23 protein-coding genes, 1 tRNA gene, 1 rRNA gene and 1 CRISPR repeat array are annotated in these 22405 nt (G+C 36.2%); of the genes, 17 read left to right on the top strand and 8 right to left on the bottom strand.

Features of this window, described 5'->3' with window-relative positions; genetic code table 11:
* Positions 1–825: 825 nt before the first annotated feature.
* The 7 genes from rrf (at position 826) to ACWIUO_RS12190 (ending at position 3804) form a co-directional block, all read left to right on the top strand.
* Positions 826–941: ribosomal RNA gene (gene rrf, locus ACWIUO_RS12220) — 5S ribosomal RNA — on the top strand.
* 77 nt (positions 942–1018) lie between these two features.
* The gene (locus tag ACWIUO_RS12215) at positions 1019–1387 is read left to right on the top strand and encodes a hypothetical protein (RefSeq protein WP_454178167.1); all 369 of its coding nucleotides are present in this window, start codon (positions 1019–1021) and stop codon (positions 1385–1387) included.
* Between the two features lie 71 nt (positions 1388–1458).
* Entirely contained in the window at positions 1459–2307 is an 849-nt protein-coding gene (locus tag ACWIUO_RS12210; RefSeq protein ID WP_454178166.1) for an HNH endonuclease, read from the top strand.
* Positions 2308–2491: 184 nt separating this feature from the next.
* Entirely contained in the window at positions 2492–2833 is a 342-nt protein-coding gene (locus tag ACWIUO_RS12205; RefSeq protein WP_454178165.1) for a hypothetical protein, read from the top strand.
* 45 nt (positions 2834–2878) lie between these two features.
* Positions 2879–3223 carry a hypothetical protein gene (locus ACWIUO_RS12200; protein WP_454178164.1) on the top strand — a complete coding sequence of 115 codons (345 nt, stop codon included), beginning with the start codon at positions 2879–2881 and terminating at the stop codon, positions 3221–3223.
* Positions 3192–3383 (top strand): hypothetical protein, encoded by a 192-nt coding sequence (locus tag ACWIUO_RS12195; RefSeq protein WP_454178163.1) that lies wholly within the window; start codon positions 3192–3194, stop codon positions 3381–3383. The genes ACWIUO_RS12200 and ACWIUO_RS12195 overlap by 32 nt, the downstream gene beginning before the upstream one ends.
* 10 nt (positions 3384–3393) lie before the next feature.
* Positions 3394–3804 carry a hypothetical protein gene (locus ACWIUO_RS12190; RefSeq protein ID WP_454178162.1) on the top strand — a complete coding sequence of 137 codons (411 nt, stop codon included), beginning with the start codon at positions 3394–3396 and terminating at the stop codon, positions 3802–3804.
* 244 nt (positions 3805–4048) lie between these two features.
* Here ACWIUO_RS12190 and ACWIUO_RS12185 read toward each other — a convergent pair whose 3' ends face one another.
* A complete protein-coding gene (locus ACWIUO_RS12185; RefSeq protein WP_454178161.1) occupies positions 4049–6058 on the bottom strand; it encodes a pentapeptide repeat-containing protein in 2010 nt (669 codons plus the stop codon).
* A 363-nt stretch (positions 6059–6421) separates the two neighbouring features.
* Here ACWIUO_RS12185 and ACWIUO_RS12180 point away from each other — a divergent pair, with 363 nt between their 5' ends.
* From ACWIUO_RS12180 to thiC, 5 genes are all read left to right on the top strand, one after another.
* A complete protein-coding gene (locus tag ACWIUO_RS12180; protein ID WP_454178160.1) occupies positions 6422–6559 on the top strand; it encodes a hypothetical protein in 138 nt (45 codons plus the stop codon).
* A complete protein-coding gene (locus ACWIUO_RS12175) occupies positions 6535–7602 on the top strand; it encodes an NAD(P)-dependent alcohol dehydrogenase (protein WP_454178159.1) in 1068 nt (355 codons plus the stop codon). Before ACWIUO_RS12180 ends, ACWIUO_RS12175 begins: the two co-directional genes overlap by 25 nt.
* Before the next feature lie 851 nt (positions 7603–8453).
* Positions 8454–9515: an alcohol dehydrogenase AdhP gene (gene adhP, locus ACWIUO_RS12170; protein WP_454178158.1), complete on the top strand. Its 1062-nt coding sequence runs from the start codon at positions 8454–8456 to the stop codon at positions 9513–9515.
* Positions 9516–9729: 214 nt separating this feature from the next.
* Positions 9730–11064 (top strand): NAD(P)/FAD-dependent oxidoreductase, encoded by a 1335-nt coding sequence (locus ACWIUO_RS12165; RefSeq protein ID WP_454178157.1) that lies wholly within the window; start codon positions 9730–9732, stop codon positions 11062–11064.
* A gap of 88 nt (positions 11065–11152) precedes the next feature.
* A complete protein-coding gene (thiC, locus tag ACWIUO_RS12160) occupies positions 11153–12499 on the top strand; it encodes a phosphomethylpyrimidine synthase ThiC (protein ID WP_454178156.1) in 1347 nt (448 codons plus the stop codon).
* A gap of 234 nt (positions 12500–12733) precedes the next feature.
* Here thiC and ACWIUO_RS12155 read toward each other — a convergent pair whose 3' ends face one another.
* From ACWIUO_RS12155 to ACWIUO_RS12145, 3 genes are all read right to left on the bottom strand, one after another.
* Positions 12734–13333 carry a hypothetical protein gene (locus ACWIUO_RS12155; RefSeq protein ID WP_454178155.1) on the bottom strand — a complete coding sequence of 200 codons (600 nt, stop codon included), beginning with the start codon at positions 13331–13333 and terminating at the stop codon, positions 12734–12736.
* Between the two features lie 169 nt (positions 13334–13502).
* Entirely contained in the window at positions 13503–13829 is a 327-nt protein-coding gene (locus ACWIUO_RS12150) for a hypothetical protein (protein ID WP_454178154.1), read from the bottom strand.
* Positions 13830–14295: 466 nt separating this feature from the next.
* Positions 14296–14472 carry a hypothetical protein gene (locus ACWIUO_RS12145; protein ID WP_454178153.1) on the bottom strand — a complete coding sequence of 59 codons (177 nt, stop codon included), beginning with the start codon at positions 14470–14472 and terminating at the stop codon, positions 14296–14298.
* Here ACWIUO_RS12145 and ACWIUO_RS12140 point away from each other — a divergent pair.
* Positions 14457–14765, top strand: a complete 309-nt coding sequence (locus ACWIUO_RS12140; protein WP_454178152.1) for a hypothetical protein — start codon at positions 14457–14459, stop codon at positions 14763–14765. The two genes, ACWIUO_RS12145 and ACWIUO_RS12140, sit on opposite strands and share 16 nt — an antisense overlap.
* Entirely contained in the window at positions 14762–14920 is a 159-nt protein-coding gene (locus tag ACWIUO_RS12135) for a hypothetical protein (protein WP_454178151.1), read from the top strand. The genes ACWIUO_RS12140 and ACWIUO_RS12135 overlap by 4 nt, the downstream gene beginning before the upstream one ends.
* A gap of 151 nt (positions 14921–15071) precedes the next feature.
* On the opposite strand, the gene ACWIUO_RS12130 is transcribed toward ACWIUO_RS12135, so the two are convergent.
* Positions 15072–15932: a prephenate dehydrogenase gene (locus tag ACWIUO_RS12130; protein ID WP_454178150.1), complete on the bottom strand. Its 861-nt coding sequence runs from the start codon at positions 15930–15932 to the stop codon at positions 15072–15074.
* A 138-nt stretch (positions 15933–16070) separates the two neighbouring features.
* Positions 16071–16147, bottom strand: a tRNA-Arg gene (locus ACWIUO_RS12125).
* A gap of 235 nt (positions 16148–16382) precedes the next feature.
* On the opposite strand from ACWIUO_RS12125, the gene rpsU reads away from it, so the two are divergent.
* From rpsU to ACWIUO_RS12110, 3 genes are all read left to right on the top strand, one after another.
* Positions 16383–16595: a 30S ribosomal protein S21 gene (gene rpsU, locus ACWIUO_RS12120; protein ID WP_023929699.1), complete on the top strand. Its 213-nt coding sequence runs from the start codon at positions 16383–16385 to the stop codon at positions 16593–16595.
* Between the two features lie 488 nt (positions 16596–17083).
* Positions 17084–17686, top strand: a complete 603-nt coding sequence (locus tag ACWIUO_RS12115) for a hypothetical protein (protein ID WP_454178149.1) — start codon at positions 17084–17086, stop codon at positions 17684–17686.
* 272 nt (positions 17687–17958) lie between these two features.
* Entirely contained in the window at positions 17959–18993 is a 1035-nt protein-coding gene (locus tag ACWIUO_RS12110) for a DctP family TRAP transporter solute-binding subunit (RefSeq protein ID WP_454178168.1), read from the top strand.
* A 261-nt stretch (positions 18994–19254) separates the two neighbouring features.
* On the opposite strand, the gene ACWIUO_RS12105 is transcribed toward ACWIUO_RS12110, so the two are convergent.
* Both ACWIUO_RS12105 and ACWIUO_RS12100 read right to left on the bottom strand, forming a co-directional pair.
* Complete coding sequence (locus tag ACWIUO_RS12105) at positions 19255–19392, bottom strand: hypothetical protein (protein ID WP_454178148.1); 138 nt, start codon at positions 19390–19392, stop codon at positions 19255–19257.
* A 45-nt stretch (positions 19393–19437) separates the two neighbouring features.
* The gene (locus tag ACWIUO_RS12100) at positions 19438–19626 is read right to left on the bottom strand and encodes a hypothetical protein (RefSeq protein ID WP_454178147.1); all 189 of its coding nucleotides are present in this window, start codon (positions 19624–19626) and stop codon (positions 19438–19440) included.
* 141 nt (positions 19627–19767) lie between these two features.
* Positions 19768–22376: a CRISPR direct-repeat array (repeat unit 36 nt; unit sequence GTTTTAGTCGCTTGTTAAATTCTCTTATGCTAAAAT).
* Positions 22377–22405: the final 29 nt, after the last annotated feature.

Here is a 22405-nt window from a genome sequence, read left to right as displayed (position 1 = left end):
AAGTCTTATAGACCGTTTGGCTTATTTCTTTATTAAGTCTTAAGTATTCTACTACTGCCTTATTGAGTGTATCAATATGCTTAAATAAAGTGGGTGAATGTGGTTTTTAGACAAAAAGTTTAGTTTTTAGATTCTATATAGATTCTGTGATTTACTTAACATTTTTGTATTTGCATTGTTATGCAAAGCTAGGCTATGACAATGAGTGATAATTTATACTGCGCTATTTTGTTGAGCGCAGTTAGTGTAGTAAATTATCTTAATGTTGTTATCCCCATTAGGAAAATGGAAATAAGGGCAAAATAGATTCTAGTTAGATTCTAGCTTGCAAATCTACAAGGCTGTAAAATCCATAGCTTAGCTTGGCGTGAAGTTTTTGTGCGAGTGTGAAATGTTTGTTTGCGTGAATTGTTTTTAGATTTTACAAAATCTGTAAGTTCTGCAACCTAAATATCAATAAAAAGATAAGTAAAAGCATAAAATCTTTTTTAGATTTTTATGGCATAAAATCCACAAGTCTAGCTTGCAAAAAAGCGTGAAATAAAGCGGAAATTTTTGTGTGAAATGTAGCCTTAGATTTTTAGATTTTAGTTTGTAAATCTAGCAAAACACAAAATCTATTTTTTAGATTCTAGCTTGCAAGATTGCACTTGCAAAATCTATTGCATAAGGCGAGGTAATTTCTTACCTAATTTTGCAATGAATAGATAAAATATTTTTAGATTTTTGTGGTTTTTAGCCTCGTTTTACACAGGTAGATTTAAGACTTTAGAATGCGATAAACTTTAGAGTGATAAGCGCGAAGTTTGCCTTTATTTCCCTTTTCCTTGTGTCAATAGAGAGGAGGACACACCTAGCTCCATTCCGAACCTAGCAGTTAAGCTCCTCTTCGCTGATGATACTGCACTTTGCAAGTGTGGGAATGTAGGTCGATGCAGGGTTAGGGGAAAATCGTTTTTTTACAAATATTTGATACTGCAAAACATTCAAAAAACGCTTTTACTTTGCAAAAGATAATATGAAATTTTTAGCAATAATCACAGGACAAAATCAAATGACTTTAGAACAAAATACCAAACTATACAGAAAAGGCGATATAGTGGAAAAAAGCATAAAAGAACAAGAAAGAGAAAAAGTAATAGAAGTGCTATCTAATATGACGCAAGAGTTACATATACGAACTAAAACAAAAGAAAAGATACGAGATGCTACTAATAAAGATGGTGTTATTCCAGCAGAAAAAGCAATAGAAATTGTAAATAATATGGTAAATGAGGAATGTTATGATTATTTCTGGTTGTGTGTAGAGCCAGAGCACAGCAAACAAATAATTGAAACGATAGAAAATATAGCATCTAAAATGATAACAAATAATGAAATGCAGTAAAGATTTTAAGCCTTTTAAAAAAAATAAGATATAACCAGCATTTTATTTTATGTAAGTGGGAGGAATATCAAATGCCATATGTGATAATCATAGTCTTTGTAGTTTTAGCTTACTATTTTATTAAGTTTATTATGTGGGTAATTGAGAAGGACAAGCAGATATGTGATGTGTCCAAAAAAAAAGAACTAATTTCAATATGGAATTATGCTTATAAAGATTGTTATAACGGGCTAATGAATCTTTATGTTAATTTTTTAGGGCAATTAGGATTAAACATTGACAACGAAGCAGAATTATTTGATATAAATGACCTAAAAAAAGTAAAAAAAGAAAAATTTCAATGTAAGATGATTTGCGATGAATTTGATATTGATAAAAATGAAGAAACATTATCTTTGTTATGTTGCATTTGGAACTTACAAAAATGTTTGATATATATTAGGGCTAATTTTAGTGATTTGTTAGAAAAATTTGAATCATTCGAGCCAGAAAGAGACAGATTAGAAAAAGAGTTATTTATTGAGTTAGGTATAAAAGGAAGTATATTAACAAATTTTTATTTCTATTATGAGAGCGCAACGGGAAAGAAATATCATGACCATACCATATTATTAGACAACATATTCTTTAATTTGCTCGATTATATAGATGACTACATAGAAACAAATGAAACTAAAAAATATCAAAGAAATTTATTAAATAGCGAATTAAGAGAATATATAAAAGAAAGAGATGATTATACTTGCCAAATATGTGGAAAATCTCAAAATGAATATCCACATTTATCACTAGAGATAGATCATATTATACCAATAGCCAAAGGCGGAAAAACGACAGAGGATAATTTACAAGTGCTTTGCAGTGATTGCAACAAAGCCAAAGGCAAAAAAATTGTAAAAAAAATCATTTACGATGAGTAGAAACAAGCTTTCATAATGAAAAAAGTAAGATTTTGCATTATGTTAAATTATTTGGCTCATATATATGTGGGTAAAAGAGTAGTCTCAATTTAACTTAAGTGCACATAAAGGAGTCTTAAGTTAAATTGAGCCTAATTTTAAGCGAGGCGGATAGCCAATATTTATCTTAGCGGCGACACAAAATATGTTATTTTTGCCTATTTGCAGGGATAAAAAGGATTATTTTTTAAGCGATAGCGAACTAATCTTTGCTACACAAAATCGTTTAGCAGAGCATTTTGTGACTTCTAAAGGAAAGATTGCTTATCCGTGGAAATGCGCTATTTTAGGCTATGAAATGCACTTTTGCGGACGCAAAATCGACTTTGATACGCAGGGCGAGATATTGCTAGATTCTGCAAACAAACATATTAAATACAACAAAAATCTATTGCCCAAAAGCAACTCCCCTAGCATAAGCCTAAAAGTCGGTAACAAGGATATTGCGCCACATTTTCAGCTAACGCCGATAAATCCAAAAAGCTAAAAGCACGCAAAAATCAACCCACAAAAAAACACAAAAAGAGAAACAATGAAAAACAACACAACAAACGCAAAAAGCACGCAAATTAGTCCAAACACCAAATCCGCACAGGCGATAAAATCCACAAACCACACCAAAGCCATAGAGCGCATAGAATATCTAAAATCCTGCATAGAAAATCTCAAAAATACAAAACCAAGCGAGAGGAAAACTAATGAGTTTGACAAGGGGATACAAAACGCTAGAAAAGAAGTCGATAATGCGCTAGAATCGCTCATAAAGGCTTTTGAAATACCTAAAAATCTAAATGACAAACTAGAAAAGATTGAGAGTGAAATAAAGCATTTTTGGGAAAAAAACAATGCCACAAAAAGTGCCACAGGAGCAATATGAGATATTGCAAGTGCCAAATGATGAAGGCAGGCTAGTCAAAAAATGGCATAAAGTGCTAGAAAAACCACAGGCAAAATCCAAACATACACAAGAATATGTAGATAGGATTTTTAGGGCTATTGATGAGTTTTATGAGTTTGTAGATTCTCATTTGCTATAAAAAGCGATTTATGGAGCGTATAAATTTAGAGGTAAATGAGCTAAAAAAACGCATAGAAAAAATAATGCAACAAGATACTATTGAGCGGTGGTTTTGCCCTTATTTTTGTTATCACAATATTTTTGGCATAGACCACCAAGCCCTAACAAAAATGGAGAGCGCGCTAGAATCGCTCATAAGAGCCATAGATATAAAATATGATAATCTCGTGCTATCAAAAAGAAAAGACGCCAAAGGCTACCACTACAAAGAGCGAATATGCAAGCTAATCATCGGTGGCAAAGTGAGTTATTACAACGAGATAGTAAAGCTAGATAAAAATAAAGAGCCTATAAAAGATATATTTGCAAGGGTGGATGCTGGATTGGCAAATGTGTATGAGGCTGTGGGGGGATTGCCCAAAGTGCTGTGCGATGAGTGAGGCTAAATACGCGCTTTTTTCGTGCCACAATTATTCGATTTTGCATTAGCAAAGTTATGACAATCTATTTTAAAATTGTTAAATGCTTCAAATGTCTTTTTTGGATTTGTTTGTAAAAATAACAAGATTGCTTAGACTTCGCTACAAAATCTAAGTGCTAATCTAATCGCTAAATGATAATATGTTTTTTAAGCGTTGCTAATAAGATTTTGCAAAATCTTATTAGCAACTAGGCATAGCAATTTTAACTAGGCATTATGGAGTTTTTACGCGCGGTTTTTTGGAGAGAAAAAACCAAAAGGATAAAGAAAATGCTATAAAGCGACAGAATCAAATTGAAAATCAAATCAATATCGCATTTAGTATTACATAAAACAAGATTACGAAATCCAATAAAATCATTTTGACTTTTATCATTGCCAAAGAGATTTGCCACACCAAAGATATATTTTGGATTACAAGTTAATAGCCACGCACAAGGCACAAGATTTAGTAGTGTAAAAAATCCAAAAAAATTCTTTTTGTAAGCAATAATAGCCAAAGCAGGAATAACAACAAAGGAAATGAATACATACAATAGAGCGCACAAATATTTTGATATAAACAAAGTTGCGGCGAAACCGCCTACCAAAATGACAAACCACGAGATAATCTTTAGCAAATCCGTGTGGTGCTCTGAAGTATGCCGATAAAAACAGAGCTGAATCTTATCGCACCAATCTTTGCTAAAAGATTTTGACTTTTTATGTTCCAATTCAAGTTCTTTTGCATAAAGCTCAAGTGTATGCCAATTTTGCGCATCTAAAAGATTATTATTTGTTATCAAAACATCTTTGATTGTCCTAAACGAATCCCTAGCATTTTTAGCATATCTTATTTTATGCTTTAGTGTTATCTGCTCTTTGTAGTTATTATCTTGTATTTCATTTATGTAAGAATCATCTTTTTCATATCGATTTGTAAATCTTTCAATAGATTCCAAATCAATGTTATCAACGCTAATATTTATAAAATTTGTCCCTTTGATATTTTTGAAAGTGCAAGTTGAAAAATTTGGAGTTTCATCAAAGGTAGAATTATAAAATGAGGCACTTTCAAAAAAAGTGCTTTCGTGGAAATCTGCATATTTTTCAAAATGCGCATTATTAAAATATGTATCACTAGAAAATGCTATATTATCAAATTTTGTTTCACATAAAAAGTGGCACTCATTAAAACGAACCTGTGATTCAAATTTCGATTGTGCAAAATAAGATATTGCACTAAATTTTACTTGAGAAAAATCAACTTCTTTCTTAAAAACAGCTTTTTCAAATTTAGCTTCGCCAAATTCTGTATTTTTAAATTTTGTTTCCACTTCAAATGTGGCATTAGAAAAATCCACATTTGGAAGCTTTACATTATCAAAATTTGCATCTTTGAATGTTGTGTTAGAAAGATTTATCTTATCACTTGCTTTTGAGTTATTAAAATTTGGCGTTTTTGCAAAAATGCTTCCATTGAAGCTAGTTTTGCCATTAAATTTTGAATCACTAAAATCTACTTTATCATCAAAATGTATCTTATCAAAATCTACTTCATTAAACTCTGTTTTCTTAAAACTAACTTTTGCGTTTTTGTTAAATTTTCCACTAAACTTTGCATAGTTTAAAAATTTAGCTCTATCAAATAAAAATTTGGCTATATCAAAATTTGCTTCCGATGTAAAATCGTTTTTGTTAAAGCAGACTGCTTGTTCAAAGATTGCTTCACTAAAATCTACACGACTTTTAAATTCGCCATCTATATTTAAGGTTTTTGTGAATTTCGTTTTGTGAAATCTTACTTCATTATTAAAATTTATAGTTGATTGTTTTATATCTAGCCCAATCTCAAAAGTTGCACTTGAAAAATCTACTTCGCCAAAAAATGTAACTTCCTTAAATGGTTTATACTCATTGCCACAAAAAATCGTATTTTCAAAACTTGTTTTTCCATTGAATAATGTGCTAATAAATGCAATATTACCATTAGTTTTTACATATCTACAATCAATGTCTTGTTTAAAAGCACAATTACGAAACACAAGGCTTTTATTATATTCAAATAGCGTGCTAGAATCATTCGGATTAATTGTAACTTTGTTCTCAAAAGCGCAACCAACAAAATTTATGTTGTATTTACATAGTGTTTTTATATCAAATTTTTGAATTTGGACATACTTACCTTCAAAAGTGATAGTGTATTCAGTATTGCCATTGTTGTTATTAGCCACGATAATATCTTGGAATTTTTTATGTCTGATGCGGAATAATTTGGATCGTCCATAATCCAAATATTATCAATATCGTGCCATAGAGATTTTGCTATTTCTTTGATAGACATTTAGCTCCCCTTTTGGTATGCAGGTGCATTGTATTGAAATTATACATAATACTTACAAAATATTCACTAAAGCTATAAAGTTATACATTTTACACCACAAAATACCAATCAACTACACAATCTTAAAAAACAAAAATGTATCAAATCTACCCATTGCCATATTTTTTTGACAAATTTTTGACATTTTTCAAATCATATTAGGTAAAAAAATATATAACCTTTTTTTAAGTATCGTTAAAATGGTGTTTGGCAGATGCAAAAATCAATGCCTAGCAAAATTTACCCTTACATTACGACAAATGGGGCAAAGTTTAAGCATAGCAAGACACTGATACGATACGAAAATCTAAAAATAAGGAGCAACAAATGGCTATCAAAGGTTTTGCGATGATAAAAATAGGACAAGTTGGCTGGATAGAAAAAGATTCTATCACGCCTTGTGGACCGCTAGATGCGATATGTCGTCCGCTAGCGATTGCGCCTTGCACTTCTGATATTCACACGGTGTATGAGGGCGGTATCGGTGAGCGACACAATATGTTTTTGGGACACGAAGCGGTGGGCGAAGTCATCGAAGTAGGCGAGCTAGTCAAAGATTTTAAAATCGGCGATAAAGTCATAGCCCCTGCTATCACGCCTGATTGGGGCTCGATAAATGCCCAAAGAGGTTTTGCCCAGCATAGCGGAGGCGCGCTTGCGGGGTGGAAATTTTCAAATTTCAAAGACGGCGTGTTTGCAGAAAAATTTCACATAAATGAAGCCGATGCAAATCTAGCCCACCTCCCCGAAAATGTCGATGTCGCAGACGCTGTAATGCTCTGTGATATGGTAACCACAGGGATACACTGCGCAGAAAACGCAGATATAAAGCCGGGCGAATCTGTCGCAGTCATCGGGCTAGGACCAGTGGGACTTATGGCGTGCGCAGGGGCAAATCTAATGGGAGCTAGCGAAATCTACGCGGTTGATTGCATAGAATTTCGCGCAGATATTGCAAAAAAATACTACGGCGCGACACATTATATCGATTTTACCAAAGGCGCGTTTTTTGACCAAATCAACGAAATCACAAAGGGCAAAGGTGTCGATAAAGTCGTAATCGCAGGCGGGACTACAAGCACGATAGGCGAGTGCTGCTGCTGTGTGAAAAATGGTGGCGTGGTATCAAATGTCAATTATCTAGGCACGGGGGAAAATATCACAATCCCTCGCGTGGCTTGGGATGTGGGAATGGGACACAAAGACATAAAAGGCGGGCTAACACCCGGGGGAAGATACAGAATGGAAAAACTAGCCTCTCTACTCTCCACCAAAAAGCTAAATGTCAAGCCCTTAATCACGCATAAATTAGAGGGATTTGGCAAAATAGAAGAGGCATTGGAGCTTATGAGAAATAAACCAGCAGGGCTAATCAAACCTGTGGTGGTATGCTAGTGTGTGCTACCAAAATCATAACTTAAACGCTAAAAATGCCAAAATGATTTTGCAAAATTTGCAAAAATGGAGGGGGGTTTATGGTGGTAGATTTGTGGAGGTGCATTTGTAGCAAAAAATTTATAGCAAAAAGTGGAATCTAAGATTCTAGCAATGTCTAGTCATTTCACATAATGCCAAAATCTTACAAAACAAATTTTTTCAAAAAAGCAATATTTTAAAATCTACAAAATCCACATTTTTTGCATAAATTTTTTTGACAGATATTTATCAATTATCACTTGATTTTGGGAATATAATGATAAATAAACCCAAAATTATTACAAAACTACACAAACGCAAAATTTTCATCACAATTTTTTATCAAAACTACAAAAATATTTAATTTTTTGGAGTAAAAACGCGTTTAGAGGGTTTTTAGTAAATTTATGATTATGCTACAAAATTCATCACAATCAATGTAGCAAAATGTCGCATAAATTTGATTTATATCCCTCCGCAATAGCTTTCAAAATACGCAAATATGGGAAGCAAATATTGCATCGGGCAGTAGGCTAGCGGTGTCGCTATTTTTTAAAAAAATGTTTTTTGCATAAGTCTTAGCATAGGGCTTTGGCATAAAATTTGATATGTAGATTTTGCATAGGCTTTTTGCATAAAAGATTTTATGGATTTGATATTTTTTAGATTCCATAGATTTAAAAAAAGCAAAATCCATATCAAATAAAGCTAAAAATAGCGATAAACAAAATCCTTTTAAAGCGTTTTAAAATGCGTAAAATTTAGCAAAACTACTAAAAACGCAAAAACGCTTAAAGGCAATCCATTTAAACACATTTAAGGAGTCAAAAATGTCAAAAACAATGAAAGCAGCAGTGGTAAAAGAGTTTGGCAAACCGCTTGTGATACAAGAAGTGCCTATCCCCGAGCCACGCGATGGCGAAGTGCTAGTAAAAATCGAGGCTTGTGGCGTGTGCCATACAGATTTGCACGCAGTCGATGGCGACTGGCCTATCAAACCAAACCTAAAAGCATTAAATAGCGGCGGGTTTATCCCCGGACACGAGGGCGTGGGCTTTGTAGTCAAAGTAGGCAAAGGCGTAACGCACATAAAAGAGGGCGATGCAGTGGGAATCCCGTGGCTTTATAGCGCGTGTGGGCATTGCGAGCATTGTATGGCTGGCTGGGAGACGCTATGCGAAAAGCAAGATAATGGCGGATATTCGGTAAATGGTGGATTTGCCGAATACGCCATAGCAGACGCAAACTATGTAGGAATCTTGCAAAAAGATGTAAATTTTCTAAATATCGCGCCTATTCTTTGTGCGGGCGTTACGGTGTATAAAGGGCTAAAGGTTACAGAGGCTAGACCCGGACAATGGGTGGCAATATCAGGCATAGGCGGGCTAGGGCATCTAGCGGTGCAATACGCCAAGGCTATGGGGCTAAATGTCGCAGCTATCGATGTAAGCGATGAAAAGCTAGAACTAGCAAAAAAATACGGCGCGCAAGTCGTGGCAAATGCTAAAACGCTAGGCGAACAAGGCACGATAAAAAAAATCATCGAAGAGACAAATGGTGGCACTCACGGCGTGCTAGTAACCGCTGTGCATCCTGTCGCTTTTAAACAGGCATTAGGCGTGGTGCGCAGAGGTGGCACGGTGTCTATGAATGGCTTGCCACCGGGAGAATTCCCCGTAAATATTTTTAATATGATTCTAAATGGCGTAACCGTCCGTGGCTCAATCGTGGGGACAAGGCTAGATTTGCAAGAGGCGATACGATTTGCCGAAGAGCAAAAAGTGCACGCCCATGTAGCCCCTGCTAAGCTAGAAGATATAAACGATATTTTCTCGCGTATGAAAGAGGGCAAAATCGATGGGCGAATGGTGCTAGATTTTCGCGCTTCTTAAAGTAATGACAAAAAAAGAAGTGAAAAATCAAAGTGGCAAAAAGAGGCAAAATCCCACAAATAGCGACTAGCCAACAAAAAGAGGGGAAAACGGAGGGGGATAAAACAAGACAAAAAAAACACAAGATTTGATAAAAAGCCCAAAAAACCACCAACAAAAAACATTAACCAAAAAAATCTAAGCAAAATCTAAAACAAAACAAAAAGGACAAACAATGAAAAAAATCCTACTACTTGGCGCAGGCTATGCAAATATGAGTTTGCTTACAAAGCTAGATTGTGAGTTGCTACAAAAAGCGGAGTGGATTTTGGTTAGCAAAGAGCCTTATCATTACAAAAGTATCTGCTTGCACGATGTAGCCTCTGGCAAACACGATAAATCCGTGCTTTTTAATTTGGATTCTACCCTGCCTAGCAAAATCAGCATTATCCAAGATGAAATCACAAGCATACAGCCCAAAATCGCTCAAGGGCAAAAAGCAAGCTATGAATATGACTATCTTGTCGTGGGGCTGGGGTTTGATAGTGATGATTTTGGCATAAAAGGTGTGCGTGAGTATGCCAAAGCTATCACTTCATACAAATCCGCCAAGCAAATCTATGAAAATATCAACCAAAAGCTAGAGGATTGCCGAGATAAAAAAGGCAAGACAAATCTTAGCTTTGTAGTGTGCGGAGGGGGGTTTAGCGGGATAGAGTTTGTCGCTTCTCTAGCAGAAGAGGTGCGACAAAAATGCCTTGATTTTTGCATAGATTTTAATCATATTAGCATTTATTGTATCGAGGCTATGCCTAGTATTTTGGGTATGTTTGGGGAGGATTTGCAAAAAGCAGGGCTAAAAAAACTGCAATCTCTAGGCGTAGAAGTCCTAACTAGCTCCAAAATACTAGAATGCAAACAAGACGCCGTCCTAATCAGCAAAGATGAGCAAATACGCGAGATAAAAGCAGATATTATCATTTGGACTGCGGGCGTCAAAGGAAACCCTGTCATAGATAACTCCCCGCTTTTTAGCGAAGTGATAAAAGCTAGGAGCAGGGTAGAAATCGATGAATATTTGCGCCCCAAATTAGCTCAAACGGCACAAATGGCACAAACCACGCAAGTAGCACAAATGCCACAAACAGCGCAAACACAGCCCGAAAGCACAACAAAATCCACAAGTAATCTAGATTCTCCCCTGCCACAAGTGTCCGTGCTAGAAAATGTATTTGTGCTAGGGGATTGCGCTAGTTTTAGAAACAATCCAAATGATAGATTTTTCCCTCCCACAGCACAGCTAGCACGCGAGCAAGGCAAATACCTAGCCCAAAGCTTCAAAATCTTGCTAAAGAAAAAAACACAAAAAAAACTATCCAAAAACAAAACCCCCTATGGCAAAAAAATCCTGCCATTTCGATTTAGCCCAAAGGGGAGTATTTGCTCTTTTGGGGAGCGTTACGCGCTAGGCTCTCTTGGGAATTTTGGGATAAAAGGCTATCTTGCTAGCACGCTTAAAAAAATCATAGAATATTTGTGGAATCTACAACTAAAAGGAATCTCTTTTTAAGCCTTTTTAGCCTAAAACAAAGTCAAAATTTGTGCTACAATTTTGGGCTATTTTGCCAACACAAATTTACCAACACAAAGGAATGACAATGCGAACACAATGGATACAAAAACGAGAAAATCACAACATAAAAACCCAACTCCACTACGCAAAGCAAGGAATCATCACCGAAGAAATGCGCTACATAGCAAATATCGAGCATATCTCCCCTGAAATCCTCCGCAAAGAAGTCGCAAAAGGACGGCTAATAATTCCAGCCAACATAAACCACACAAACCTAAACCCTATGGGCATAGGCGTGGCATTGCGCACCAAAATCAACTCCAACATAGGCTCAAGCCAAATCATAAACTCCATAGACGAGGAAGTCCAAAAGCTAAAAGTCTCTATCCAATACGGCGCAGATACCGTTATGGATTTAAGCACGGGCGGGGATTTGGACTCTATCCGTAGGGCAATTATCAAGGCTTCATCTGTGCCTATTGGCACAGTGCCTATGTATCAAATCCTCCACGATGTGCAAAATGATGTCTTAAAGCTAAATATCGATTCTATGCTAGCCACGCTAGAAAAGCAGGCACAGCAGGGCGTTAGCTATTTTACGATTCATTGCGGATTTTTACTGCGACATTTGCCATTTGTCGCAAAACGAAAGATGGGCATCGTCTCGCGCGGTGGAAGCCTAATGGCAAGCTATATGATGCATTATCATAAAGAAAATCCGTTTTATGAAGCATTTGATGAGATTTTAGAGATTTGCCAAAAATATGATGTGAGTTTATCGCTAGGGGATTCTCTGCGTCCGGGCTGTCTAGCTGATGCTAGCGATGAAGCGCAATTTGCCGAGCTAGAAGTGCTAGGCGAGCTAGCACGCAGGGCAAATGTCAAAGATGTCCAAGTGATGATAGAGGGACCGGGACATATCCCGCTAAACCAAATCGAGCGCAATGTCAAAATCCAAAAAAAGCTATGCAATGAAGCACCTTTTTATGTGCTAGGACCGCTTGTTACAGATATTGCCGCAGGGTATGACCATATCGCAAGCGCGATTGGCGCGTGTGTAGCGGCGTGGAAAGGCGTGGCAATGCTATGCTATGTAACGCCAAAAGAGCATCTAGGACTGCCAAATGCAAATGATGTGCGTGAGGGGATTTTAGCCTACAAAATCGCAGCCCACGCCGCAGACATAGCGCGAGGGAGAATCGCTTCAAGGGTGCGTGATGATGCGATGAGCGATGCGCGGTATGGATTTGATTGGGAGAGGCAGTTTGAGCTAGCATTAGACTCGGAGAGAGCTAGGGCATACCACGATGAAGCCTTGCCTCAAGAAGTGTTTAAAAAGGCAGAATTTTGCTCAATGTGCGGACCAAAATTTTGTAGCTATAAAATCACCCAAGATATTTTCAAAAAATACGCCGAACCAATAGCGCAATAAAATGCACAAAACATATATTGTCGCTATGTTTTTATGTGCTTTTAAAAATAGATATATTTTAGGACACTAAATATCCTAAATGTGGCTAATTATGTTGGTTTAGAGTTTTATTTATCTAAGGTTTGATAGCTATGTGTGGCAGCTAGATTGCCCTACTTTTTTGTAAAAATTAGGGCAAATCGTGTTTGCAAACATATCAAAACAATGCCAAACAAAACACTAAAGCCTTTTTTGCTATTTTTGCTCTAGCTTGCCAAGCCTCCACAAATACCAATCAATCTCTCTTAAACCACATTTAAGCCCAAAAAATTCTCTAAAACGCTCTAAAATCTCTTTGTATTTTGCATAGTTTTCCAAATCTTTATCACCAAATTTTTCACTAAATCCATAGATTTTATTAAAATCTTTTAGCTTAGATTTTACGATGCTATCTAGGATTACAAAACTATCTTTTCCATAAACTCCGTAATTATGCCATACGCAATACTTGCTAGCAAAAGATAGGATTTTAGCTCTGCCTTTGTCTATGCCAAATGTCGCTAAATCATCTACAAGGCTTATATCGCCTTTTTGCACTCTGCTATCAAAATCTAGTTTTAAAATTTCTTGTGCGACTTCGTGGATTTTGTAGCTTTTGGTTAAGTTTGTGCCATAAAAGCTATCAAGGCAGGTTATTTTAATGATAATTGCGTTTAATTCTGTATTTGCAGGGTAAATCTTAAAAAGCCACCCTAAAGCCTTTTCTTCGTATTCGTAGTTTTTAAATTTAGCTTCTTTAGCCCATAAAGCAGAGATTCTATCCATTTCGATTTTGCTTGGTTTATTTATTTGCATTTTTGTATCCTTAAACATATCCAATTTCATTTTTGTATGACTCAATCTCTTCCCATTCTTGTTGGCATTTGGGGCATTTGTAGATTCGTTTTTGATTTCCAACCCATTCGAGCCCAAAAAATTCTAAGCCACCTCTCAAAGAGTGGTATTTGATACTCTCTCAACTCAATCATTCTGGGACATCCGCTGTTAATGTAATACCTAGTGTCAGTAGGGTTTTATGAGATTCTAAATAGACCTCTATCGCCTGCTTTCGTTGCTCTATTGTAGAACCAAAACTTTTTATCCTTTCTGCGCAAATACGCACCAACTGCTCCCACTCTTCGTTCCCTATATATCCATTGAATCTTAGGTGGTATAAAACACTCTTCATAACCTCCTCACCATAGCAAACTTCTAAGCCATCCATCACAACGGGCAATAAATCTATGGGATTAGCTTTAGGTGTAGAAACTCCAAAACCTAGCAAAAAAGCCACCATAAAAATTTTACGCACCCTTTACTCCTCTCATCTTAGGTAAAATAGAAACTTTTTTCTTAGCGTCGAGATTGTTTTTAAACACCAAAGTCCATAAAACCAACAAATACAAACAACCCATCATTGTTAACTCCATATTAAATGACGCATTTTGCGTATTTTGAATATTGCATTTTACCCCCCCCCCAACTTAAAATTTACTTAAAAACAAATGATTTTGGAATTTTTATCAAATTTTGAAATAGGTGCTAAAAGTATCAAAGTATCGCTACGACATAAAAAGTGATTTTGGCTTACGATTTGTATCTAAGTTTGTCATTGCAAGATTTTGCAAATATAGCCAAACAACCCACGCAAAACACGCCATATTGAGCGTAGCGAAAAATCCCAAAATAGAGATTATTCGCTCAACTCTCGTTTGTTAAGAATGACAAAAATCATTCCCCCTCCTTTGCGAAAGGCAATTTCACACTCTCCCCCTCCCTTAGCACGAGGGGGACAAAGGGGGTGGGTTAAAAGCGCAAAATATTAGTAGCGTAAAATTTTCAAATAATAAATCTACCCACCCCCTAGCCCCCTCCGCAAAGGGAGGGGTAAAATACAGAATCGTCCCACGCAAGGGAGGGGGGACAAAAAACAGATTTTGTGCTAGATTCTGCAAATCACTCAAAAAACGCAGAATCTAACATAGATTGCCACGATTTTGCTACGCAAAATCTCGCAACGACGGAAAACAGCGCAAAATCTCACACAGCGCGCGATTCACAATCAAACAATCGAAGTAATGGTGGTGTTGCTTTGCGTTGTTTTGATGCGGAACGAGCGAAAATAGGACAAAACGACCATTCGCGCGAAGTTTCGTATCAAAACAACGCAAATGAATACCCCAGAACAAATTGCCCCACTCAAAATGCAGAATCTAGCGAGTCATTTCTAACCATTCACCTATTATGATAGACGATTTGATTCACGCGTTAATTGACATTGCGGGATTTCAAATCGATGGCTACAAATCTAGCCGAAGTATTTTTAGCGATGATTTTAGTGCGAATCGTGCGCGAATGCTAGGCACAAAGGCAAATGTAGATTATGATAAAGAGCTAAAATAATCATAAAAACTTTATAATGCAAAAATACACGCGACTAAAAGGCTTTTGATTTTTGCAAACAAATTCATAGCCTACGCCATCTAAATGTCGTAAAAATTTTTTGCCATTGTGGAAAAAGTGGCAAAAGTAACAAAAATAACAAAATCTAAATTCACATAAAATTATGCAAAGAATTTGCCCTGCCCATCCACTCTACTAGCTCTTCCCATTTCTCTTCTTTGACTAGCTTTTTGGCATATAGCATTTCTTTGCCAAAAGATTCAATCGATTCTAGTAGATTTTCTTTGTTTTGGGCAAACACATCGCGCCACATTATAGGCGAGCTTTTTGCGATTCTGCTCATATCTTTAAATCCCCCGCCGATTAGGGCTAAAATATTTTGTGGTTCTTCTTGTGCTAGGACGGTGTTTGCAAGCGCAAAAGAAATGATATGAGGGAGATGAGATATGTAGGCAGTGTGCTTGTCGTGGGCTTTTGCGCTCATTTTGATAATCCTCATACCAATAGAAATAAAGATTTGTTTAGCGAGGGCTAGTTGAGGTTTACCACTATGCTCTTCATCGGCTATGATTACGATTTTGTTATAAAAAAGCCCTTTGATAGCGGCATTTGGACCAAAATTTTCCGTCCCGCTCATAGGATGTGCGGCGACAAAGTTTTTGCGGATTTGGGGCGGAATCGAAGCGATGATTTTTTGCTTTGCCCCGCCCAAATCAATAATCGTGCAATCTTTTTTGATATGCTTAAACTTTTGCAAAGTCTCTATAATCGCATCAAGTGGCGTGGCTAAAAACACCACATCGCAATGCTCTATCGCCTCAAACTCCACACACTCATCAACAAGCCCAAGAGATAATGCCTGCTGGGAATGCAAAGGGCTGGTATCATAGCCAAAAATACGGCTAAAAGTTATGGGGGCATTTTTGCTATCATTTAGCTCGCGCAAAGCTAGCCCCATAGAGCCACCGATAAGCCCTAAGCCTACGATTCCTACGGATTTTTTCTCTTGCATTTTATGCCTTTTTGTGGGGTATTTTTGGGTTTAGATTTTGGTGTTTATGGGATTTTGCAGAATCGATATTTTTTAAGTTTTTTAAGATATTTGTGTCAAATTTTCAAGGTATTAGCAGGTTAGATAAAAGCGTGAAAATGGTGTGCTCGGAGGGATTCAAACCCCCGACCTACAGGACCGCAACCTGTTGCTCTATTCAGCTGAGCTACGAGCACTTATAAAAAATCATTCTGTGGTGTTTTTGTAGCACTTGGTGGGACAAATTTTTGCGATTTTGCGCAAAAACCAAAAATAAGCAAGGGCAAATTGTATCTAAGATTGCGTAAAATTTAGTTGAAATTTATGCGTTTTTTGCTAAAATCTCGGGCTTATTTAAGTTTTTTGGATTTTTAAAGCAAGCATACAAAGCAGACAAAATCCAAAATCAAAAACGGAAAGGTGGTGAGGCAAATGCCCGGTATCAAAGTCAAAGAAGGCGAGAGTTTCGATGAAGCCTATCGCAAATTTAAAAAGCAAACCGATAGAAATCTAGTCGTTACAGAATGCAGAGCGCGCAGGTTTTTTGAAAGCAAGACAGAAAAGCGCAAAAAGCAAAAAATCAACGCTAAGAAAAAAATGCTAAAACGACTATATATGCTACGGCGATATGAATCTAGGCTATAAATCGTTTTTTATTAGCGGTTTTGCGACTTGATTTGTTTTTAATGCCTTAGAATCGCTGTATTTGGATTTTGTTTGACAAACAAAATCCATTTGTAGCGTTTTTATCTTTCATTTTTTCTCCATATTTTATATTTTTTCATTTTAATTTACCCCTTAAATTTTGCCTTTTCAAATGTTATTTTCCCTCCCCATTGTGTTTGATAATGAGTGTTTATAGATTCTAGTTTGTTGCATTTATTGCGTTTTTTCACATTTACGCATTTTTGCGTTTTTGATTTTGCTTAAATATTTGTATATGTTTGACGAAAAAATGCTAGAATCTAGCCTTATCCACGATTTGTCGCGACCTCAAATGCGATTAGCACAAACTACATTTTCAAAGTTTTGTAAATGGCTTTTGGCAATATATTTGCTTCATTACATAGTTTAGGTTTTTGGCAGGCTTTTGCAAAATCTATCAAAGACAAAATCAAACAAAAGGAGTCAAAATGAAAAAGTCTTTATTTGGGGTATTTATCGGTGCGTTTGTATGTGTGTCGCTATGGCAAGTGATGCTAATCGCTAAACCCACCCCCACAGAAAATGAGCAATCCCATCATCTCCAAAAACAAATCCACGAGATACAGCACGCGTTTAAATCACGAATCGAATCGCTAGATACGATTTTAAAAGTGATACTAAAAGCGGAGCAAAAAAACAAGTCAAAAACCGAATATCTCACAAGCAGTGGCTATGAGCATTTTTATAATAAATTTAAAGAAAAAAATGAAAATATGAGTGAGATAAGCAAATGGCACGACAAAAATATGCAAGAAATACGCCAAAACACCGTAGATAGCGCAAAATCTAGTGGGCTTGCAAGCGAAATCAACACATTTGAAGCAAATCTAAATAAAATCTCTAGTCCATTTTTGACAAGACTGCAAAATGCCAAAACCGAGCTAAAAACCAAAGACGCTCAAAAATCCGTGTATAAAGAAAAAATGGAGTGGATTTTGACAGAATTTGACAACGAATACGCAGAAGTATTAGCCGCCGCATATAGCGCGTTTGCAGAGAAAATCTTAGCCAACACAAACGATAAACAATAATCCATTTGCATTGCCTACAAATCCCCAACACAAAAGGCTTTCTTTAGAAAAGCCTTTTGTCAAACACTTCCATAAATTTTTATCCTTAATAAAATATGTAAGAAAAAACCAAAAATCTCTAGCAATTAAGAGATTTTAGGTAGAATCTAGTGCTTTTTGCAATCCGCTAAAGCAAAAATCTAACAAGTCCAAAAGGAGAAAAAATGAACAAGGACAACAAAACAAAAAAATCCCACTTTTTTAGCGCGGGAAAACGATTTCGCGCTTTTAATGTGAGCAAAAAAGCATTGCTAGCTAGTGTCTTAGGTGGTGCGTTTATCGCGTCTATTTTTAGTGCTTGCGGGGACAAAGAGCGCTCCAAAAACGACCCAAACAAAGTTTTCACCGTGAAATTTGCCCATGTCGTAAGTAGTGGCACGCCAAAAGGCAAGGCAGCAGATTTGTTTGCCAAGAGGGCGGGCGAGCTAAGCGGTGGCAGGCTAAAAGTCGAGGTTTTTCCTAGCGCACAGCTTGTCGATGATGACAAAGTGTTTCAAGAGCTAAAGCGAAATAATATTCAGCTAGCAGCTCCCGCGTTTTCCAAATTTACGCCTATTGCCAAAGAATTTAACCTCTGGGATGTGCCTTTTATATTCCGTGATAATGCCCATTTGCACGCGGTGATGGATGGCGAAGTAGGGGCAATCCTAAAGCAAGCCATCGCCAAAAAAGGCTTTATCGCACTTGATTATTGGGATTCTGGGTTTAAGCAATTTAGCACCAACAAAAAGCCTATCATTGTCCCTGATGACGCCAAAGGACAAAAGATGCGCATAATGAGCTCAAAAGTCCTAGAAGAGCAAGTCAAAGCGATGGGCGCAAACCCCCAAAATATCAACTTCGGCGAAGTGTATAGCGCGCTACAAACAGGCGTGGTAGATGCAGCAGAAAACCCCCTCTCAAATCTGTATAATTCCCGCTTCTACGAAGTCCAAAAAAGCGTAACGCTAAGCAATCACGGCTATTTGGGCTACCTTGTCATCGCAAGTGAAAAATTTTGGCAAGAACTACCAGATGAGCTAAAAGAAGTGGTAAATCAAGCGATGAGAGAAGCGACACTTTTTGAGCGCGAAGAGAGCGAGCGCGATGAAGCAGTCCTACTCCAAAATCTAAAAGACTACGAAGCCAAATATCCAACCAAACTAAAAATCTACACACTTAATGATGCGCAAAAAAAGCAATGGCAAGAGCTTATGACAGGCATTTATCCTAAGTTTTATGACTTGGTTGGTGAAGATCTTATCAAAAAGACTTTGGATACAAAATAATCGCTACAAAATCTCACAAATCCACATATCCAAACGGTGTCAAGCGGTGTTTTAAATACCGCTTGCCATCTTACGCATAGCCGAAGTATCCAAAAATAGCCCATATTTGTCATTGCGAACAAATATGGCTAGCAAATGCGACTTTCTCAAAAGTCTAAATTTTGGCAAACGAATAAAAATCGTAGCAATCTATTTTTATGATAAAAAAACCCGTCATTGCGAGCGCAACTTGTTGCGCGTGGCAATCTATTTTTGGATACTTCACCCCCTTAAATATGACAATACATAAAAATAGCCTACGCCTAGATATGACAAAACCCACCCCTTAATCCCCCTCGTGCTGCGGGAGGGGGGACAAGAGAGTCGCGACTCCGCAAAGGGGTGGATATTTGTCGTCATTGCGAGCGCAACTTGTTGCGCGTGGCAATCCATAATTCTAAGATTTTAAAATAACGCCTTTTTTTTGTTTTTTTGGTTGTGGATTGCCACGCGGATTTTGTCAAATCCGCTCGCAATGACAAAAATCCTTGTTTGACTAAATATCGCACAAACTCTCTCAATGACAACAGAGATTCCACCTTTTTTGCGGAGGGGGACTAAGGGGGTGGGTTTTGTCATATTGAGGTTTTTCAAGAAACCAAAAATATCTCTTTATGACTTACAGCTTAGCCCTATGACAAAAACAACAAACCTTAAAACACGACAGAATTTTGATTTTTTGAATATGGAAAATTTTCGCGCCTGTATAATTTAATCTCTAATTTCTTGATTTTCGTTTTAGTCGCTTGTTAAATTCTCTTATGCTAAAATATGGGGCTAGAATCCCTGCCCCAAAACACAGTTTTAGTCGCTTGTTAAATTCTCTTATGCTAAAATTGCATTGATGAAAAAATATGTAAAAACCGCGTTTTAGTCGCTTGTTAAATTCTCTTATGCTAAAATTCGTAATGTCCATAGCATATTGGCTAGTGTGTTTTAGTCGCTTGTTAAATTCTCTTATGCTAAAATAAAGAGCCAGACATAGTAGTATAAGGTTTGTTTTAGTCGCTTGTTAAATTCTCTTATGCTAAAATTTGCTTGTCATCTCGATTTGTATTTCCATTGTTTTAGTCGCTTGTTAAATTCTCTTATGCTAAAATTATTGATTCTGTCGTTAAAAATTTCATTGTGTTTTAGTCGCTTGTTAAATTCTCTTATGCTAAAATATGCCTTGAGAATACACGCCTTTAGGGCGGGTTTTAGTCGCTTGTTAAATTCTCTTATGCTAAAATCGGAGCATCCATCTTAAATGCGATAGCTCGGTTTTAGTCGCTTGTTAAATTCTCTTATGCTAAAATGCAAGCTCACTATGTATTGGTCGATGTCATGTTTTAGTCGCTTGTTAAATTCTCTTATGCTAAAATTCCTATGTAAGCCATAGGAATTGCAGAGCCGTTTTAGTCGCTTGTTAAATTCTCTTATGCTAAAATATTGCCAATCTTTCGGCAAAGATAGCATGTGTTTTAGTCGCTTGTTAAATTCTCTTATGCTAAAATTAGCAAAGATTTTGCCCCATTTATTCCTTAGTTTTAGTCGCTTGTTAAATTCTCTTATGCTAAAATAATGAACTTGGCTTTTATCCAACAAGTGCGGTTTTAGTCGCTTGTTAAATTCTCTTATGCTAAAATCAATAAGCGCAAATATCGCTCAATTAGTGGGTTTTAGTCGCTTGTTAAATTCTCTTATGCTAAAATAAACAAGGTTAAGTAAGTAATTGCAGTGAGGTTTTAGTCGCTTGTTAAATTCTCTTATGCTAAAATATGGAAAAAGTAACAAGTAATACAAGCCGTGTTTTAGTCGCTTGTTAAATTCTCTTATGCTAAAATAAATTTGCCTAACGAAGTTTTAGATTTATCGTTTTAGTCGCTTGTTAAATTCTCTTATGCTAAAATTTTATAGCAAACACAAAAGATGCGCTAGGCGTTTTAGTCGCTTGTTAAATTCTCTTATGCTAAAATCAAGTTTTTTCTCCTTATCAATATAAGGGTGTTTTAGTCGCTTGTTAAATTCTCTTATGCTAAAATAAACGCCGAGCCTGCTGATTATGGTATGAGGTTTTAGTCGCTTGTTAAATTCTCTTATGCTAAAATAAATCTAGCTTGCGAAGCCGTTAAAACTTTGTTTTAGTCGCTTGTTAAATTCTCTTATGCTAAAATAACTTAGAGAAGTTATACAAACAAAAGCGCGTTTTAGTCGCTTGTTAAATTCTCTTATGCTAAAATTAACCGCGTAATGACAATTTTCACAAGTTAGTTTTAGTCGCTTGTTAAATTCTCTTATGCTAAAATAAATCCCTTTGCTATAAATGTTTCTATTTCGTTTTAGTCGCTTGTTAAATTCTCTTATGCTAAAATAATTTCTTGTATTTCATTTGCTCGCCGTTCGTTTTAGTCGCTTGTTAAATTCTCTTATGCTAAAATAAAAGCAATTTTTAGCGCGGATTCTACCCTGTTTTAGTCGCTTGTTAAATTCTCTTATGCTAAAATTAAAAAAAGTTTGCTATGATTTCATCAGTTGTTTTAGTCGCTTGTTAAATTCTCTTATGCTAAAATACAAGGTGTGTATGTTTGCAAAAACTACGAGTTTTAGTCGCTTGTTAAATTCTCTTATGCTAAAATTTAGCTTATTTACTTAGAATGATAATATAAGTTTTAGTCGCTTGTTAAATTCTCTTATGCTAAAATTACTACAAACAATGTTTTAAGCGTTTATTAGTTTTAGTCGCTTGTTAAATTCTCTTATGCTAAAATAGAATTTTAGCTAGGACATATCAACTAAGAGTTTTAGTCGCTTGTTAAATTCTCTTATGCTAAAATAATACTCCCGCGTGCTTTGGCTAACTTTTTGTTTTAGTCGCTTGTTAAATTCTCTTATGCTAAAATTGGTTGCATTCGTGCAAAGCATTCAGTGCGGTTTTAGTCGCTTGTTAAATTCTCTTATGCTAAAATAAAAATCTGCCATTGCTATTTACCTCTCTTGTTTTAGTCGCTTGTTAAATTCTCTTATGCTAAAATCGGGCGTGCAAATAAATCAAAATCCCTTAGGTTTTAGTCGCTTGTTAAATTCTCTTATGCTAAAATACTTACGACTTTTTTACAGAATACCTAGCCGTTTTAGTCGCTTGTTAAATTCTCTTATGCTAAAATCTTGCATTCAAACGCGATAATTCTACCCAAGTTTTAGTCGCTTGTTAAATTCTCTTATGCTAAAATTGCTAGCCTTTTTTACCAAAAAACCATTTGGTTTTAGTCGCTTGTTAAATTCTCTTATGCTAAAATTACCATTCACAGCATAAGGCGTGCAATTTAGTTTTAGTCGCTTGTTAAATTCTCTTATGCTAAAATACAATGATTGAAACACCTTTGCAAGATTA

This window comes from Helicobacter sp. T3_23-1056, assembly GCF_053654535.1.
Note: the sequence above shows the minus strand (reverse complement) of the source record. Positions and strands in the feature narration are given on the sequence as shown.